General features: G+C 57.8%; 13 protein-coding genes and 1 pseudogene. 4 read left to right on the forward strand and 10 right to left on the reverse strand.

The genetic code is table 11. The features are described 5' to 3' along the window. Positions 1-245: 245 nt before the first annotated feature. From MA07_RS05345 to MA07_RS27565, 8 genes and pseudogenes are all read right to left on the reverse strand, one after another. Positions 246-2,804, reverse strand: a complete 2,559-nt coding sequence (locus tag MA07_RS05345; RefSeq protein ID WP_036347854.1) for a glycosyltransferase — start codon at positions 2,802-2,804, stop codon at positions 246-248. 363 nt (positions 2,805-3,167) lie between these two features. Beyond that, a complete protein-coding gene (locus MA07_RS05350) occupies positions 3,168-3,566 on the reverse strand; it encodes a hypothetical protein (protein ID WP_036347856.1) in 399 nt (132 codons plus the stop codon). Positions 3,567-3,928: 362 nt separating this feature from the next. Continuing rightward, complete coding sequence (locus MA07_RS05355; protein WP_152568742.1) at positions 3,929-4,885, reverse strand: hypothetical protein; 957 nt, start codon at positions 4,883-4,885, stop codon at positions 3,929-3,931. A 1-nt stretch (position 4,886) separates the two neighbouring features. After that, positions 4,887-6,947 carry a glycosyltransferase gene (locus MA07_RS05360; RefSeq protein ID WP_036347860.1) on the reverse strand — a complete coding sequence of 687 codons (2,061 nt, stop codon included), beginning with the start codon at positions 6,945-6,947 and terminating at the stop codon, positions 4,887-4,889. 699 nt (positions 6,948-7,646) lie between these two features. Then, a complete protein-coding gene (locus MA07_RS05365; RefSeq protein ID WP_036347862.1) occupies positions 7,647-9,008 on the reverse strand; it encodes a DUF6395 domain-containing protein in 1,362 nt (453 codons plus the stop codon). A 95-nt stretch (positions 9,009-9,103) separates the two neighbouring features. Beyond that, positions 9,104-9,364: pseudogene (locus tag MA07_RS28665) on the reverse strand (integrase core domain-containing protein); the annotation flags it as partial. A gap of 53 nt (positions 9,365-9,417) precedes the next feature. Continuing rightward, the gene (locus MA07_RS31155) at positions 9,418-9,552 is read right to left on the reverse strand and encodes a hypothetical protein (RefSeq protein ID WP_280114228.1); all 135 of its coding nucleotides are present in this window, start codon (positions 9,550-9,552) and stop codon (positions 9,418-9,420) included. A gap of 644 nt (positions 9,553-10,196) precedes the next feature. Next, positions 10,197-11,216, reverse strand: a complete 1,020-nt coding sequence (locus tag MA07_RS27565) for a calcium-binding protein (protein ID WP_052002868.1) — start codon at positions 11,214-11,216, stop codon at positions 10,197-10,199. Between the two features lie 982 nt (positions 11,217-12,198). Between MA07_RS27565 and MA07_RS05385 the strand changes: the two genes are divergently transcribed. Together MA07_RS05385 and MA07_RS05390 are read left to right on the forward strand one after the other, a co-directional pair. Continuing rightward, positions 12,199-12,852: a hypothetical protein gene (locus MA07_RS05385; protein WP_152568743.1), complete on the forward strand. Its 654-nt coding sequence runs from the start codon at positions 12,199-12,201 to the stop codon at positions 12,850-12,852. 272 nt (positions 12,853-13,124) lie between these two features. Next, positions 13,125-14,072: an NAD(P)/FAD-dependent oxidoreductase gene (locus MA07_RS05390; protein WP_036347869.1), complete on the forward strand. Its 948-nt coding sequence runs from the start codon at positions 13,125-13,127 to the stop codon at positions 14,070-14,072. On the opposite strand, the gene MA07_RS05395 is transcribed toward MA07_RS05390, so the two are convergent. After that, positions 14,069-15,088, reverse strand: coding sequence for an alpha/beta hydrolase-fold protein (locus tag MA07_RS05395; RefSeq protein ID WP_036347871.1), 1,020 nt, complete (start codon positions 15,086-15,088; stop codon positions 14,069-14,071). The two genes, MA07_RS05390 and MA07_RS05395, sit on opposite strands and share 4 nt — an antisense overlap. 189 nt (positions 15,089-15,277) lie before the next feature. Between MA07_RS05395 and MA07_RS05400 the strand changes: the two genes are divergently transcribed. Together MA07_RS05400 and MA07_RS28670 are read left to right on the forward strand one after the other, a co-directional pair. After that, a complete protein-coding gene (locus MA07_RS05400; protein WP_036347873.1) occupies positions 15,278-16,609 on the forward strand; it encodes a solute carrier family 23 protein in 1,332 nt (443 codons plus the stop codon). A 158-nt stretch (positions 16,610-16,767) separates the two neighbouring features. Further along, complete coding sequence (locus tag MA07_RS28670) at positions 16,768-17,097, forward strand: hypothetical protein (protein WP_244445162.1); 330 nt, start codon at positions 16,768-16,770, stop codon at positions 17,095-17,097. Here the strand turns inward: MA07_RS28670 and MA07_RS05405 are convergent. After that, positions 17,027-17,230: a hypothetical protein gene (locus tag MA07_RS05405; RefSeq protein WP_036347875.1), complete on the reverse strand. Its 204-nt coding sequence runs from the start codon at positions 17,228-17,230 to the stop codon at positions 17,027-17,029. The genes MA07_RS28670 and MA07_RS05405 overlap by 71 nt on opposite strands. Between the last annotated feature and the right edge of the window lie 188 nt (positions 17,231-17,418).

A 17,418-nucleotide genomic window follows, 5' to 3' on the forward strand; every position in this document is an offset into this window, starting at 1 on the left:
GTGATGAGTTTTCTCTGAATTTGCTTAAGGCCGCGGAGCGAAAGGCGAAGCCCTGCTGTTATCGGAGGCTTGGGTCGTATGAGCCCCGTCATACGAGGCGACGACACGTCGCTTGCCCGACAGGCGCGTATGACACATTAAAAATTTGAGTTGCCGCTTGGGCCGAGTTGGAGAGCGAGGCAGCCGGACCGGCAAGCACCGTCAGAGCACCCCTCAAACAAGTTGTTCGAGAGGCGGAACGATGATCACCTCGTCGTTGCAACGAGGGCCGGATCCGAGCCCGCCACACTGGCGTTATCATGTGTTAGGTATGGGCTCACGCGTCCTAAGAAGCTTTCATGGCTACAGGTACGCTCAACGTAAGAAAGGCCCCGGTCCACCTGAGCCCGGTATTCGGCATGATCGTTCCACAAACGCTGGATAATTCCAGGAACATCACTTGGCTCGGCGTATACAGCCGCATCACCAAACGTGTCCCGAAAATGATGCGGAAGAATGACTGGGACACCGGTCGCCATGGCCTCCATGGGAGCCCTGCCAAACGCTTCAATCAGGTCCGGATGAGGAAAATAGACAAAGAAATCGAGGTCGGCCAGGAAGGACGCAACATCGACGCTGTTGAAGGGCAGGACGTTCCAATTGTCAGGTTTGCGGCCCAGCTGCGCGATCGCGTGAGCGGCTCCACCAAGGATCCGCACCTCGACAGGAGCATCGACGCAGTAGGCGGCCATGAGGCTCTCAACATCATCTGGCCATTTGTCATGGTGGTCTCGCCCGTGACGACCGATAACAGGGAGGCGATGGGGCGTGCGGTCCGGGGGCTGATGGCGCCTCCACTGCGTATAATTGATCAATGGCGTCCAGTTAGTCGGTGTCAGGTCTATATCGGCATCAGTATCTTCCAGGATCCGCCTGAGCAAAGGTGACAAGGGAGCGGCTTGGGGTTTTACGCCAAAAACACGCTCGGCATTCTGGAGTGCTTGATGAGGATCGTAAGCGCTGCGACCTCCGATCCGTCGGGTCATCGGCGACTGATTAAAAATGACAACACAGGCACCGCACTCAATTTGGGGGAGCGCCGCCGGCTGCGTCATCAACAGGTTGGGATGATTCACGATGACCAGATCGCATGCAATGCGCTCGCCGGGAACAACCACGTCTATCAACCCTTCGTGGATGAGCTTCCTCAGGCGGGGCTGTGTGGGATGACTCACATTCTCACTGCGGGGCCAATGCCAAACAGCCTGCTTCAAGCCACCCTCGGCCGCAGCCTGCCACATGTTCATATTGCTCGATGTCGTTCCCCCGGGGAGGGTAAGATCAGACACAAACAGGATGTCGTATCGTAGAGCGCCAGGATCCCGCGTGCGCACAATGTGAGGGACAGGAAAAGCCCGACCCTGCTCAGGAAGTTGGAGATTGTCCGACAGGGAGTGCCAATATTCAAACGCTTCACGGTATTCGCGGCGCGCACCATAATGGAAGCTCTGCTTCCCTGTGACGGAGTGTTGGGTCAGCGACCCGGGGCTTGTGAGGATGAGGGTCAGGGGAATGTCACTAGCAATGCGTTTGCAGGGAGTGCTGTAGTATTTCTGGGCCCGCACATAGAGTTCCGCATCACCGCCAAAACGGACCTTGTCCCAGCCGCCTAACTGAACGAGATCTTTCCGCCGGTACAGGATCGATGACATGTTGACGACCACGATCCGGCCATCTTGGGGCTGCGTGAAAAAGTTCAGGCCCTGCGAGACCCTCACGCCGCTCGTCACATTGAACTTCGAACCATTCTCGAGCGCATCCTTGACTTGAAGTGCGATCTTCTGCGGGTGTGACCAATCATCGGCATCATGAACTGTCACAAAGTCGCCGGTGGCCTGCGCGAGACCAGTATTTCGGGCAGCGTAGGCGCCACTGTTGGTTTGGTGCGCGATTACCTTGACTCGGCTGTCTTGCTCGGCGAAATCCCGAATAACGTCAGCTGTCTTGTCTGTACTTGCATCGTCCACAACAATGACCTCCAGATTTCGCCAAGTCTGACACAATATGCCTTCAAGAGCGGTCCTAAGCGTACTAGCCGCGTTGAAGGCCGGAACTATGATGCTGACCTTGGCCGCTGAGCAGTCGTCCTCCGGCACCGCTCCAGGCACACAAAGATTGTCGATTGCCATCTTCTGAGCTTGGCTTCGAAGAGATAAGGGAGCCAGTGCTCCGCAACCCAAGACGCGATTCACCCATGCAAGACGCGCGGCGTCATCGTTAGGATCTTTTGCGTCGATAGTATTGGCTGCTGCAAGCAGCAACTCCGGATGATCATTGTTCTGTGCGCCAAGCGCCTCCTGCGCCGCCAAGTAGGCATCAAACGCTTGGCCATTGGATAGCAGAGCATTGATCTCGAGCAACTGGAACGGCACGAGTGAAGTCATATTGGGAGCAGCCCGCCTGAGGGCGTAAAAACAGGCGAGCGCTTGCGCGTGGTCTTGAGCGGCCATGCTCCGGCGCGCGAGCGCCCACAACGCATAGGCTCGGGCAAGCCTATCTGCAAACGGGTCCTGCCAAATCCGACGGAGTTCGGCCTCGGAGCAGTGCCCAAATGAACTCCAGAGGCTCCCTTCGAGTGCAGGGAATACCGAGCGGGGATTGGCCAATACGCCAGACAATCGCCGTCGGGACAGTACCGCATCTTGAGCAATTGTGGCGATCAGGCGGCGGGTAGCCGCTTTGGGCAGGATCCGCTTTGCGCCCTTCCGGATGAAAGCTGGGCAATACTCAATCGCCTTGAAAATTAATGACTTTGTAATGTTCACTGCGTCCCCTCCGAGGCCGCTCAGATGTTAGTAGTTACTTGACCGTAAGCTTGCAAGGCATTGTACAATTGTCACCAGGACAGATGCTTTAAAGCTGCTTCGCACCTTAGCTCCCAAGTGTCAGCATGCCTGCATAATCCCGAGCAACCTGCTTGGGAAGTCGAATCGTAACCGTTGAGAAAGTCTTTGGCCCGGCATTGATCGGGACGATATTAATACGCTCGTCAGTTGTGCCCAGCAGCTACGGCTCCCAACACTTTCACAGCATAGCCTGGAGATTGACGCATTTGGCAACAGTGAGGGGATTGCTCGCATCAGTTTGATACAGGGCGCCTGGGGCAATTGAAGGGAACTTGCCTGCTATCAAGTTGTTCTGTCGGCCTTCGCTGAAGCCTTGGGGAGGACGATCACGCTGTCGGTGACATACCCTGTGTCTTGGCAGACAAAGGTTGCGCCGGCGTCCTCGCCAAAGGCGCTTTCCGGTTTGAACGATGCGGCCTTGCCCCATCCTCGCTGGCGAAGCCATTCGATGAAAGCATGGGTGCGGAGTGGCCGCTTGAGTACATGCCACTTCAGCTTCAGCCCAGAAACGGTGAAGATCTGCTCCCCGTGGGAGGACAAGAGCGCATCAACTCTCATCAGGGCCTTCTGTGGAGCAAGCCCACTGTCGCTAAGCCAATCTGAATGCAGGCAGAGATCAACAGTCCCATTCAATTCTGGTGGGACTTGGGCTAAGTCGCGCGCAAAGGAGACGTTGGCCATTCCGTCGCAGATAGGTCTCAGGATGCTATCGGAGCCAAGGACCAGAAGGCGCCGGTCGGGCACTTGTGCATGGCCATATACAGCGAGAGCGTGTAGACGCTGCTGCGGAGAGGAACTGCATCCTATGCAACTGATCTTTGCCTCATGATCGGTTGAGGAGGTGAGGGGGGTACCGCAAATCGGGCATTCCGGCTTGATTGGGCGTCGCTTGCGCTGAGCCGTGCCAGACTTATGACCAGCACCAACGCCCGTTGGAGCGGGCAACGGTGTTGTCGCCACTGCTCCTACAAAGCCCTGGGGAAGCCGCTGCTTCAGAAAAATGCGGAGCGTGAGTGGCGTAAGGTCCTTGAGCTTTCTCAAAATCATTGGTTGCTGTCTTCGGCTAGATTTTTATCGCATAAGCAGACTTTCGCGACACCGGCCTCGCGAAGATGCGCTTGTATGAAGCAGTGCTCCCGTTGGGAGAATTGGTGGCCGGCCTGACCGAGGACTTGAAGCCGCTCAGAGGCGGCAACCATCGTCTTCGTATCTCCGTTCGCTCGCGCCCGCAGAAGAATCGCGATCCAAAAATCAGGTAGATCCTCTGGAGCACTCGTATGCTCATGCCTTTCGAAGAAAAACATCTCAAGGGCTGCAGGCTCGGGCAGGAATTTGGACAAGGCTGGTAACTCAACCTGAAGGAAGGGAGCTTCGACAGCGACATTCACGGCAGCCAGAAGGGCCGTCACCCGGGCAAATAGCTGCCTTTCCTCCGCTGTCAAATCCTGAACAGGCACAAGAAAACGCGCAAGGCTCAGGTCTTCGGCATACAAAAGTGCCGCTGCGATGAGCGGGAGAATCGCGTGCAGCTGGCCATCCCGGCGAGCAAACAGTCCGAAATTTGAAGAGATAACAGCTTGACGAGGGCTGATTGCAGTCGTGTAGGCGCTCTCGCTCAGCCGCAACATCACATCGTGCCGGCGCGCCCGCAGCAGTGCCGCGGAGCGGTATGAACCATCACATAAATGGACGGTTCGTGTCCCCGATGGAATGCGCGCCGGCTTGAGCTCCACGTGATCGAGAATGATCTTTCTTGGCAAGAACAGGTCGCGCAGCGAACCGGCAATTTCTACGCCACAGCCTTGGATCGGCGACAGTCGACCCGATACATAGGGCAACAGAAGCAGGGCCTGAGCGGCCGCGGCGCGATCCTTGTTGTGCTCAATGATGCGGCCGTCCAGCCACGCAATGCTGGCGGGAGGAAAGGCATCGTAATTGTCTGGTACGCACCGGATGGTCGTGATCTGCTTCGAAGGGTCGAACACGGTCTCGATCTGCAAGTCAAGCTCCTCCTTGACCATGGCTGGCTGTCAGAAAACGTCGCAGTTTTGCATGCACGAGGGCTCTCACAGAGGGCTGGAGCGGAGGAAGCGCTAGCGTGAATCCAAAATCTCCGTTGGCAATCAGGCCACAATGGCTGCAATGCTTTTCCAGAACACCGAGCAGGTGTTCTATCTCTCCGTTGACAGCAAAATGACTTTCCTCTCTGGAACCCGCCCTTGTGACATCCGCCTCAAGAGTCGGAACATCGGGATAGGCCAATGGGAGCGTCAATTGGCTAATCTGTTTGATCATCCCAAGCGTGGATAGGCGAGAAACGATATCGTCAATGTTTCGACTAGGCTCCTCAGGTATGGTAACGGCTTTGATCCCTTTCGCCGGCCCCGTCGCGAACTCGAGGTGAAGACAGTGACTGGCTGACAGTATCGTCCCAAGAGCTTGGAACTGACCACTCCGTGCAGTTAATGGTGCATCAAGCTCAATTCTTGCTCTCTTTGCCGTCAATCTTGGTGGCAGATGCTGCGCAGCATCTACAAGTTCGGTGAAGGGGATCGTTGCTTCCTGAGTGGCTTTTGCGGCAGTCTTGTATTGCTGCTCAAGCTCCACCGATATGGATCCTCTGTCCATCGCCTTGCTGACTGCGACGGTTAAACCCGGTGTCACACTGTCTGTGCCGGTGAGATGATGGGAGTGCGAGCGACGAAGAATGACATAGTGACCACAATGGCATAGACGTACGCCGCCTCGTGCAATCCTGTTGAACAAGTGATAGTCCGGGTTGGCGAGGAAGCTCTCATTGTACCGATAGAACCCGAGCACCTGACGCCGAATAAGGACACTGCCAGGCACGAGAGTTCTCGTGAACATTAATGAGGGCCGGTCGAACGTTGTCCGGCCCGGTTGCGGCGTCAACGCGCCGGTTTCATCATCGAAGTCGATCCAGCCACCGTAGGAACCTGCACAGTCATCGATAACTGCGCCAAGTTGGTGTTCCAAACGGTGCGGGAGCATCAGGTCGCTGTCGTCATGGAGCGCAATAAACTCACCACGCGCAATTCGATTGGCGGCGTTTCTTGCAAAGCTGATCCCTCTGCTGCGTTCGAGATGCAACAATCGAATCCGATCATCCGCAAACTCGTCCAGCGCTGGTTTGAGATAATCGCTCGATCCATCATCTACGACGATAAGCTCAAAGTCTTGGAAGGTCTGGCTGAGGCAACTCGCTACGGACTCTCGCAGTAGGGTCGGACGGTCCTTGGTCGTGATGACAATCGAAACCGTTGGCACAAAAGAGGATGCCCCGCGGTACGATTGGCCCAGATTGCGCACGATTGTGCGGTCTTCTTGTAGAATTTGCCTGTTCTGCTGAACGATTTTGGTCCCCGCCGGGGAGGTGCCCCTCGAGTCGGGGGGGTGCCAGATATGATAGATCCGTGCCTCAGGATCCTCCACCCAATTGAACAAAGAGCCGGACCGGCGAGCTCGCTGAACGAAGTCGGTGTCCTCACCCCCCCACACCGTCATCCGTTCCTCAAATCCATGCAGTCTTGAGAACAGAGCTCTCGTGAAAGTCGCCGAGCCCCCCATTCCCCAGCGGGGGCGAATAGACGAAACTTGAAAGAGTTGCTCCCAGTCAAGGTGAGCGAGATTGTCAGCTCCAAAACCTTCGGGAAGGTCCCTGCATTGAATTATCTGAACAGAATTCGGCATAATGGCCAGATGCGTCAGAAGGATCTCATGCGCGCGTGGTGAGAAGATAATGTCAGCATCTGTGGTCAGGATGTTCTCGCTCGAGGCTTCCCTTATGCCCAAGTTGAGAGCGGCCGAACGACTCCAGATTTTCGCCTCAGTGTAGATATACTTGCATTTATACTTGTGGGCAACAGCCTGGATTTCTTGCTTATTATCCGAGCCATAATCAGAGATCACAATTTCAATGTCGTGAATACTGGACTGAAGGTGGGATCGAATGGCAATTTCAAGCCTGTCGAGGCCCCAGTTCCGGATGCCGATCACCACACTTAGGAGTGGCTGTCGAACGCCTCCTTGCGAGAAAAGCATCGTTGTATCCATTCCGGGCCTGCCGCTGTTGGCTATGTAATGAGCTTACTAGCGTCGAGAGAGTGGTTTGAGAAGAGCGTCGTAGCACAACCGCCCGCCTCACGAACTATGGCGACCAAGCGTGAGTGGGAGCGCTTGTACGCCCCAGCAATCCGGCTGCACACAGAAGCAAGTCGGGTTTGGATTGCCATCGTCTGGCTCATGCCACATGTCCTGGCCCAGGAACATGTGCTCTAATGTGTAGCCACTCCGATCGGATCAGCCTCAAGCGTGTGAGTGATGGCCCAGCGCACATCCGCATCGTTGATGCGGCGGGGCATGCTAGGCCCAAGGCCGATCCAGCAATTCCTCCAGGCCGTGCTGGTCAAAACACCAATGCCACGATTGCGCAGTTGGGTGGCTCACATCACGCGTTTGTGCCATGCCGGTCTTGGTGGCCTCGGGCTCACAAAGGCCAAAATGATACTGCCGCAGATTGAGGCTCCACGCCGTCTGTTCGGCCGCGGCCAAGCTTCCCTGGCAACGCGATTTGAATGTCCAGGATGAAGCACTGAGCCTGACAGTCTAGCATGATCACCTTCTGCGTTCGGGTCAAACATCACTACCGCAGAGGTAGCCAGTCATAAATCACTGGACCCAGACCGCCCTAGAGATGCTTCTCTAATCCGCTTTTGGCCTGAAGGCATTCCGTGGCTCGAATCATTCTCGGCTCTCGATGAGCGACTTCAATTCCTTTGCATATCTAACAATTTGCGGATCGCTGCCGATATTTGTGACATTCCAGTTCTGTAGATTTCGGAGATCCTCATCAGACATTGGATCCAGGAAGCGGGATAGCTTCTCTTTCAGGCCCAAGCGATATTCGGGCGGAGCTTGCTCAATGTAAGAAGGGATATACTTGGTCATCCAATTGACGGGGACCTGGCCGCCCCGGACCCGTTGCTTTAATGCAAGCATGATCGGGTGCTTCCCTTCATACCGCGAGGCCGTGAACGCATAGACATTTTCCAGTTTGATAGGAATTTCCTTCAAGTTTCTGGCAATGTCAGAATCTGAGAAGAAGCGATCAAACTGACGGTCGCTCGGCCACTGTCCTGTAACGGTGGCATCTAAAAGACTTTTCCGGAAGCATTTTATGCAGCGCCCGCAAGGCTTGACGGTTCCACTTTGGCAGGACTGAATGTAGTGTTTGTAAGCGGATGACAAGGCGATTCTACTGGTCGCGACTTCGCTCAATCCAACAACCGGGTTCAGGAACGGCAGACCTACAGTCGAAAGTAATGCGTTGTAATGCTTGAACGCGTTGCGGGTGGCGAAGTCCACGTATTTGCCGGCACTGCCGAATTGATATGCAGCCTCTCCAATCGTTCCCCAGGCGATCGCATCCAAGTTGCGTGATTCTGCCATGAGGAGGAGGGGCACCGAACATGATATGTTATGGGGGAATCCGACAGGATTCCGGACGTATTCCAGATCAGAGCCGACAACGAATGCCGTGTGTCCGGCTTCTTGCAACGCCTCGCAGAAGCGCTCCCCCGCCGCCGAGCTCTTATGGTAGGACTTTCTGTTGAGAGCTATCCTTTTTGCTGCACGCGCAGCCCTCTGAAATGCCGCCCAATAAGAGGTGTTGATCGGGTTCAGCGGGGCAATTCTTTTGTGGAAGAACAATTCAGTTTGAGCAGGCAGGAGCTCTAACGCAGCGGTTGAGTCCGCCCCCCCGCTGAAACACAGTCCAGGTTTTCCATTTTTCGGTCGAGCACGCGGGGCGAGATGATGATCGACAGGACCGATCTTGCAGTTTGGTTTGACCGCTCCGAATGCATCCGCAAGTTGTGGGCTGATGCCGTCTTGGAAGGTCAGGGTCTCCGTTGCAAACGGCCCAGCAATTAGGAAAGCGCACAGGCCCATGATGTCTGGGTGAACCCGGCCGACGTCGTAGGGCAAATCAATAGTAGCTTTGTGCGTTCCTAAAGTTATTCGGTCTTTATTAAGCTGTTCGTCCGCCGTCGGACGCAGACTAAATACAACCCGATTGCCTACATTTTGATAGTTTATGAACATGCTTGTGTCTCTTACTATATCGACGCTATCAAAGCTTATGATATTTACTTGCATCCCGTTGCACCGAAGTCAAATCCGCAAGCTCAGTTGATATCTTAAACGGACGGGCTCCTAGCTGTGAGTTCTGATTCGGTTGTTCCGGCAAGGGCCTGAGCCGGTGTTCGTCGGCCAGGACTTCCATGCGGGCGGTGCTGATTATACCAAGTCAGCCACCGCAGCAGGTAAGCGGCCCAAGCATCCGACGAGGAGAATGGGATTACATAGGCCCATTCCCGCAGGCGCGTCTGGATGCAGCACTCAGCCTTGCCATTGGTCTTGGGCGTGGAAGGACGGGGGCGGATATGCCGGATTATGAGCAGCCGCGGGGCTTTGCCGAACAGCCGCGCGACGTAACCAGGCCTGTTGTCGGTCATCCCCCGCTCGACACGGAGCCTCGTGCACTGAACCAGTGCAGCGCCCGCACTAGGGAGGCCGTGGTGGAGCGGCGGGTCTCATCCGGCAGCACCTCGACGTAGGCCAGCCGGGTGGCGTCATTAATCGCCACAGGGAAACAATTGTAGCCTTCACACCGGTGCTCGCATGGCGCCGATCACCGAGGATGCGGTGGCTCACACGCTCAAAGCGAGCCAGCTTCTTCATCTCCAGATAGATCAACTCGCCAGAATGCTGACGCTGATAGCGTCGGGGCGGCTCCTTCGGCTCCAAGGCCGCCAGGCGGCCCCAAGCCGCACCGGGTGAGCTGGGCCGCCATGGTGGAGCGGGCCAGCATCAGCTTGCCGGCAATCTCCTCGGCGGCAAGCCAGCACCCCCGCGCTGCATTGCCATCACGCCGACCCAGTACTCGCCCGCACGATTGGCAACGGTCTTTGGGCGGGACGAATGGTCATCCGGCCTACTTGGACCCCAGCCTTGAAGCGGGCCAGCCACTTGCGAGCCGTACGTGCGCTGATGCCAAAACCTCTGGTGACCTCCCCGACAGGCTGGCCGTCCTCAAGGATGCGGCCGATCATTTCCGCTCGACCCAAGCGGGTCGTGCGAGCATTCTGATGCGGGTTGTTCATCTCTCAGGTCCGTCAGGGGTTCGTGTCGCAACGACAACCTTCAGGCCCTCAGACGGGATGAACAACCTCCTCAGATCTCACATCCTGTGATCTCGGCTGCACTGCGCAGGATCATTATAGGCGGAACCTAGATGACTAAGATGTCCAAGTTGCTCATCCGCAGTCCTGTGGAGAGCTTCGCCACCATAACCTGCTCTGTTGCGCCGGTGCCGTCCTGATCATAGTAGAGGACGCCGTTGGCGCGATCGTAGATGACACGGTCGGTTGCGTCATGTGCCTGCGTTCCGGTCCAGAAGGCCGAGGATTTCAAGGTTCCATCGCCTCCGAGCCCCGTGAACTTCCTGTTGTTCAGCCAAAACGTGTCATGGGCAACGGAGAAGTCTTCGATAGTGTCTACCCCTGCTTGGCTGTTTGGAATCGAATTGTAAACGAAGGCGTCCTGACCCAAACCGCTTCGAAGAATGTCTGCGCCAGACTCGCCATAGAGGCGGTCATTCCCATTCCCGCCACTTAGAACATCATCGCCAAAACTGCCATAAAGACGATCATTGCCGTTCTCGCCATATAGGCCGTCATTTCCCTCTCGACCATAAAGCCGGTCGTTCCCAACACCTCCCATAACCCGGTCGTTGTTGGATGTCCCAAAAAGCGCGTCATCCACGGCCATGAACTGAAGCTGGCCATAGAGAGGGGCATCGGAGCGGCTCACGCCATCCGGGAAGCTCGTGGTCAAGTTCAGCCCCACCGAATGGAGCACCGATGCGACAACGGAGTTGCTGTTCAGGTCCCCTCCGGGAGCTTCACGAAAGATGTCGATGCTGTAGTCCAGGTCCGCCTTCTCGATGTTGTTGGCATGCTGCACCATGATCTTCCAGACATCATTGGCGTCCCTGGTGCCGAGATCGAGGACTTCTCTATGCCTCTCCTCGAGCGTGTCCGAGCCTCTCCTGTCGGGGGAGGTGGCCAGATTGGCGTCGACAAGCGTCTCGAGATCGCCGTTCGATCCTGCTGTGCCTCGGATCACCTTCTCCGAGATCACACGACCCTGGTCGTCGGTTACGGTCTTGACGAGATAAAGGTGGACGAAGCCGGTATCGATCCCCTCGAATTCAACGGGCTTGGCCTCGATAGCAATCACGGTGGGCATGGGCAGACTCCTACAACGGACCGGGATGCCCCGGACACTTCATTTCTCCTTCATCAACTTTGCTTGTGGCTTTGCCGTTCCATGCTGCATCAAAGTAGCGCAACCGTAGAACAAGCCGGCACTGTTGCTTCGGTCAAGACTTAATTCGAAGCAGTTGAAGCATAGCACGGCGATCTCCTTGAGGATGATTGGATCCATGGTTGATCTGCCGGTCACATGAGATGTCGTCCGAAGTGAGAACAAAGATTGAACTTGCGCGTTCCTCCGTCTGACGACACCTGAGCCCTGTCACCGAGGTTGCCTATGAGCTCAAAACGCAACTCTCTCGTCTTGCCTCCTTCACTTCCAACTGCTGCCCGCAAGCTCTTTGAGCGGTTTGCCGTGCACGCTGGAGATGACGAGCACTCATACAGGCGGCGTCTGGCCGATATGCTCGCAACCTTGCAGCCGCAGGATTCAATCGAGACATTCTGGGCCAAGGACCTCGTCGATCAGACCCTAGAGATCGAGAGACTAAGGCAGGTTTAGACCGGACTTCTTGAGGCGCAGGCTCGTAATGCGGACCGCACCGACGACGCAATCCAGCGGCACATGGCAGAGGCATATGCCGGCCTCGCAATTTACAACTGGGCTCAGGAGCGAGGGCTGGACCATCGGTCGAACACGCCAGAGATCAGGGCACAATTCGCCAAGATCGTGGAAGAGTATCTTGCCACGGATTCTCAGGGCTCGGTCTCACAGAGTGATCCAGCCGGTCCGAGTGATATAGCTCAGTCCTTTATCCACCACAGCGCCGAGCTTGATCGGATCGGGCGCACGATCGCAATCTTGGAGGCCCGGCGCCGATCAGTACTCCACGAACTGGAGCAATACCGCGCGGCCTGACGCGTTCGGGCCCGCAGAGCAGGGAGAAGCCGCGCCTTATTCATAGAACCTGCCGCGTTGTACTGACGGCAGATGGTACAGCACGAGAGCCTCCCCGATGACCCGCACCCGTTTGCGTACCAACCCTCGGCGGAGATCCTTGGCATCTGCAGCAGGCTTGACGCTCGCCCGCGGCGAGGATCACAGGGCCTATCGGGCGCTTCACCAAGCGATCACTGCCGATACCAAGCCATGTGATGCCATCGAGACTTTATTGGTTCAAACCATCATCGATGAGATCTGGAAGATCCAACGCTGCCGGATGATCGAGGCATGCCTGTTGGCGGGTCCCAAACAGGAAGGTGCGAGCCAAACCGCTACAGCCATGCCGACGTCTACCCGCCAACCCATCGGGCTACCGCAAGGCCAGGGCACAGCACCGCGCCGTAGCAGGCCGACAACGCCATCTGAGGCAGACCGCGCCGCAGCACGGACGACACTTCTCGCTGCCTATCAGAAGCATGGTGTGTCCCTGGAACAAATTATCCGCCAGCGGACCCGCGCCGAGGCTCTGCGCGACGCAGCAATCCGAGACCTCGAATGGTACCGGAACTCAACTCTGCACCATGCGGAGGAGGAGATTGAGGACGCCGAGTTTACAGAGGTTACAGTCGATGGAATCAGCCCGGAAACAAGAGGTCAGCATGTAGATATAAATGATGAGTGGATCGATCTCGATCATCATTCATGCGAGCACCTCCTATACCACTAATTAACTATATAACATTAAATTAATGTTACGTTAACTGACATCAGAGTGAAAGGTTCCCTTGAGCCGTTGGGGGCTCCTCCCTTCCAGCCTCTGAGTACCTGATCTCGTTATGCTGCACCGGAGGTCGTAGATCGGTTTTGGCAGAACGAAGCCAAATGCATCTGTCGTGTGCGCTCTAAGATGCGACATGCTGCAATGCCTGACCCCTCCCGATCTTTTCCCCCGTTCGGGTGTTGTGCTTCCTGTGAAGCCAGGGGAAAGGGTCGTGCGGAATGGCGGGCAATGGGGAAATTCTGGACTGCCTGATCGTTGGAGGAGGCCCGGCGGGACTGACGACGGCGTTGTATCTGGCCCGCTTCAAGCGGCGGTTTCGGGTGATCGACAGCGGGTCACCTCGGGCGGCCTGGATCCCGACCAGCCACAACATCCCCATGTTCGCGGAAGGGATCTCGGGCAAGGATCTCCTGGCCAGAGCCCGGGCCAATCTCGAGCAGTATGGGGATTGCATTCTGCCCGGCATGGTCACGGGTCTGCGCAAGCAGCCCGACCGCTTCATCACCGTGGTGGAGGGCAGTGACGGCTCCACGAGCCAGATTGCCGCGCGCCGGGTGGTTCTGGCCACGGGGGCGGTCGATATCGAACCTGATCTGCCCGATGTTCCCAACGCGATCCAGCAGGGACTCGTGCGCTATTGCCCGATTTGCGACGGCTACGAGTCTCGTGACCAGAAGATCGCCGTCATCGCCTACGGGGCTCATGGGATCGGAGAGGCGGTCTTCATCGCACGCACCTATTCCCGGGATGTGACGCTCCTAACCTTGGGGCAGCGCCTCGAACTCGACCCGGAGCAGCAGGCCAAGCTCGACGAGCATGGGATCAAGGTGGTCGAGGCTCCGGTGGAGTCCCTGTCTATGGAAAGCGACCGGATCTCCGCCGTGAATGTTGCCGGCACGGAGCATCGCTTCGATGTGCTCTATTCAGCGCTCGGCCTCAAGTACCGCTCTGACCTCGCCATCTCCCTCGGCGCCGAGCACGACCCTTCAGGCAGCCTGATCGTCGACAGCCATTGCCAGACCACGGTCAAAGGCCTCTATGCGGTCGGCGACATCGTACGGGGTCTCGATCAGATCGTGGTGGGCATGGGCCATGCCGCCTTCGCGGCCGCTCACATCCACAACCATTGCGAGCTGCCCACCGAGGACGAGCCCGGTGGTGCTTAAGTAAGCGCCTTCGCCAGGAGCGGCAGGCTGATGTCCATGCGATAGTCGACAGAGGAGTGGTCGTCGTGGAATTCCTCGTAAATGTGGGGAATGCCGGCGGCCTCGAGCTTCCGGCGCATGATCCGTGAACCGTAGACCATGTTGTATTGGTCGATGTCGCCGCAATCGATGTAGAAGGCCTTGAGCCCACGCAGGTTCTCATGGGACCGATAGTCGTCCACCATCCGCAGCGGGTCCCAACGCAGCCAGTTGGCCCAGCGCTCCCCGATGATCTCGCAGGTCTCGAGATCCACCGGCAGGCGGATGCCGTAGAACTGGCTCGGGTCGGGATCGAAGCTCGCCGCTTGGGCGAGCAGCATCAGCGTATGCCAATCCTTGTCCTTAGCCTTGGGCCCCGCCTCGAACTTGTGCATGAAGGCCTCGATGGACATGCCGTGATCCACCAGATGGCGGAGCGCTCCGGCGAACTCGCCCAGGTGATAGAGATATTCGAAACCCACATCCCCCGAATGGGAGGCCGCGGCCGACCAGACGGAGCCGCCATGGCGAAGCGCATGCACCATGGCACCAAAGCCGCCCGAACTCTTACCGAACACGCCCCGGCGTCCGTCTCTGCCGCAGCCGAAGCGCTCCTCGACAAAGGGCAGCATCTCGCGGATCAGGAAAGTCTCCCAAAGCCCCATGGCGATGCTGTCGACATACTGGTTGCCGCCAAGGCGCGTGAAGCAGTCGGGGAAGGCTACGGCAACGGGTGGCATGACGTCGGTGCCGATGAGCCGATCCAGGCGCTCGGGTACGTTCTCGCCGTAGTTCTTCCAGTTGGTATGAGCGGGACCGCCGGCCGTGTAGCCGACGAGATCGACGAGGAGGGGCAGGTCCCGGCCATCATGGCCGGCCGGGATATAGACGTCGATCCGGCGCCGGGAGGGATCACCGAGCAGGTTGTCCTTGAGGAAATCGCTCTCGATCCAGAGGCTGTGCACCGTGCCTGCGGGCACGTCATGGTTCTTGCGCATCGCTGTTCCTCGCCAGATCAACTGCCTGAGATGTGACGGCTGAAACGGCACTTGTCCAGAACGGGAGCTTTCGTGCCGGTTAATAAGTCCTTATCCCACCTAGCCATTCCACAGGCGCTAAGTCTACGGTGCAGCCCCAGGTGTCAGACAATGGTGTCATACATTGGCGCCGTACTTGGGGGTGTAGTCATGAGCGATGGTTTCCTGCCGCGTTGGAGCCTGAAGACCGAAGGGGTTGTCATGCCGGACGAGCGGCTGCCGACCGGCCAGATGGTGGTGGTCGGCCTGCAGCATGTGGTGGCCATGTTCGGCGCGACCGTGCTGGCGCCGATCCTGATGGGCTTCGATCCGAATGTCTCGATCCTGTTCTCCGGCATCGCGACTCTGATCTTTTTCTTCGTGGTCGGCGGCCGGGTGCCGAGCTATCTCGGCTCGAGCTTCGCGTTCATCGGCCCTGTCCTGGTCGCCACCGGTGCGAGCGTGGGAAGCCCCAATCCCAACATCCCCCTGGCGCTCGGCGGCATCATCGCGGCCGGTGCGCTCTACTTCCTCATTGGCCTCGTAGTGCAGCTGGCTGGACACCGATGGATCGAGCGGCTGATGCCGCCGGTGGTGACAGGCGCCATCGTGGCGGCCATCGGCCTGGTGCTTGCGCCGATTGCGATCAACAGCGCCTCAGGCATCACGCCCGATAACCAGAACGGCAGCGACTTCGCCCGTTGGATCGCACTCGCCACCGTCGTTGCGGTCGGCCTCGTGGCCGTTTATGCGCCCGGGATGTGGCGTCGCCTGCCGGTGCTGGTCGGCGGGGCGCTCGGCTATCTCATCTACTTCATCTGCGCAAATATCCTGGGCCTCGGTCAGCCCATCGACTTCGCCAAGATCGGTGCAGCGGCCTGGTTCGGCCTGCCGTCCTTCCAGAGCCCCGTCTTCGATATGCGTGCCATCAGCCTGATCGCTCCGGTGGCGGTGATCCTGGTGGCCGAGAACCTCGGGCACATCAAGGCGATCGGCGCCATGACGGGCCGCAACCTGGATCCCTATCTCGGCCGCGCCTTCATGGGCGACGGTGTCGCCACCATGCTGTCCGGTGCAGCCGGCGGCACGGGCATGACGACCTATGCCGAGAACATGGGCGTGATGGCCGTGACGCGCATCTATTCGACGCTAGTCTTCCTCATCGCGGCTGCCTTCGCGCTGCTGCTCGGTCTCTCGCCCAAGTTCGGCGCCTTCATCGGCACGATTCCCGGACCTGTGCTCGGCGGCCTCTCCATCGTGGTCTTCGGCCTCATCGCTGCGACGGCGGGTCGGATCTGGGTGGAGAACCGGGTCGACTTCTCGAATCCGCGCAATCTCATCACGGTGGCGGTGGCGTTGGTTCTGGGCGCTGGCAACTTCAAGTTGAACGTGGCCGGCTTTACCCTGGACGGCATCGGCACAGCGACTTTCGGCGCCATCATCCTCTACCACCTCCTGAGCATGGCACCGGGCATGGCGGATCGCACCGAGACCGTGCACTGACCAGCATCGCCAGAAACACGCTTTCCGAGCCCGCGTTGAGCTTCAACGCGGGCTTCGTCATTTGGCTCGGCCTCTTTCACTATGGCGGCTAACAGGTCCGCATCCTTCTAGTCCTTAGCGCAGAAGCTCGCCGGCGAGGCATTCGCGTGAATGGCGTGGTGCTGGGACCGATCTGGACGCCGCCGGCTTCTTCGATCTTCCGGGTCGGAAAGGTGAAGCAGTTCGGCGCCATCACGCCTGTGAGACGCCCCGGCCAACCACGTGAAGTGGCGCCGTCCTACCTGTTCCTGGCGTTCGAGGATTCGTTGTCCATCACCGGCTGCTCCTGCACCCGAACGGCGGAGATCCCACCGGGCTTAAAAACAAGAAGGGCGGCTCGCAAGAGCCGCCCAATTCTTTGGATCGCTGCTGACGATATCAGCGTCTGCGGCGCACACGCACCGGAACCGGAGTTTGCGCCGGCGTCATCAGAACGAAGAGCAGCATGACAGCCGAGAGAGAGCCGCCAATCAGAAAGAGAATTTCCGCGATCTCGACCTGAGAGGCCACGCCGGTGATCGCTGCAAAGACAGTAGCAACTGCAAAGATGAAAAGCGCACGAAGGGCAACCGAACGATTCATTGGCCATCTCTCCCAAGTGTTCTGGAAAACGTGTGGGCTGAAGTCGAGTTCCATGTGAACAAAAGCCTGGAAGATTACTTTTGAACGACTGATGAACAGAACCGATGAACGGCGAAAGGCGGAACCTTACAGTCGCGCTTGGCGTTGTTTGAACATCGTCGGCTTACAGTCGATTGTCATGTTAGCGA

Origin of the sequence: Microvirga sp. BSC39 (assembly GCF_000739015.1) — a bacterium.
GTDB lineage: Bacteria > Pseudomonadota > Alphaproteobacteria > Rhizobiales > Beijerinckiaceae > Microvirga.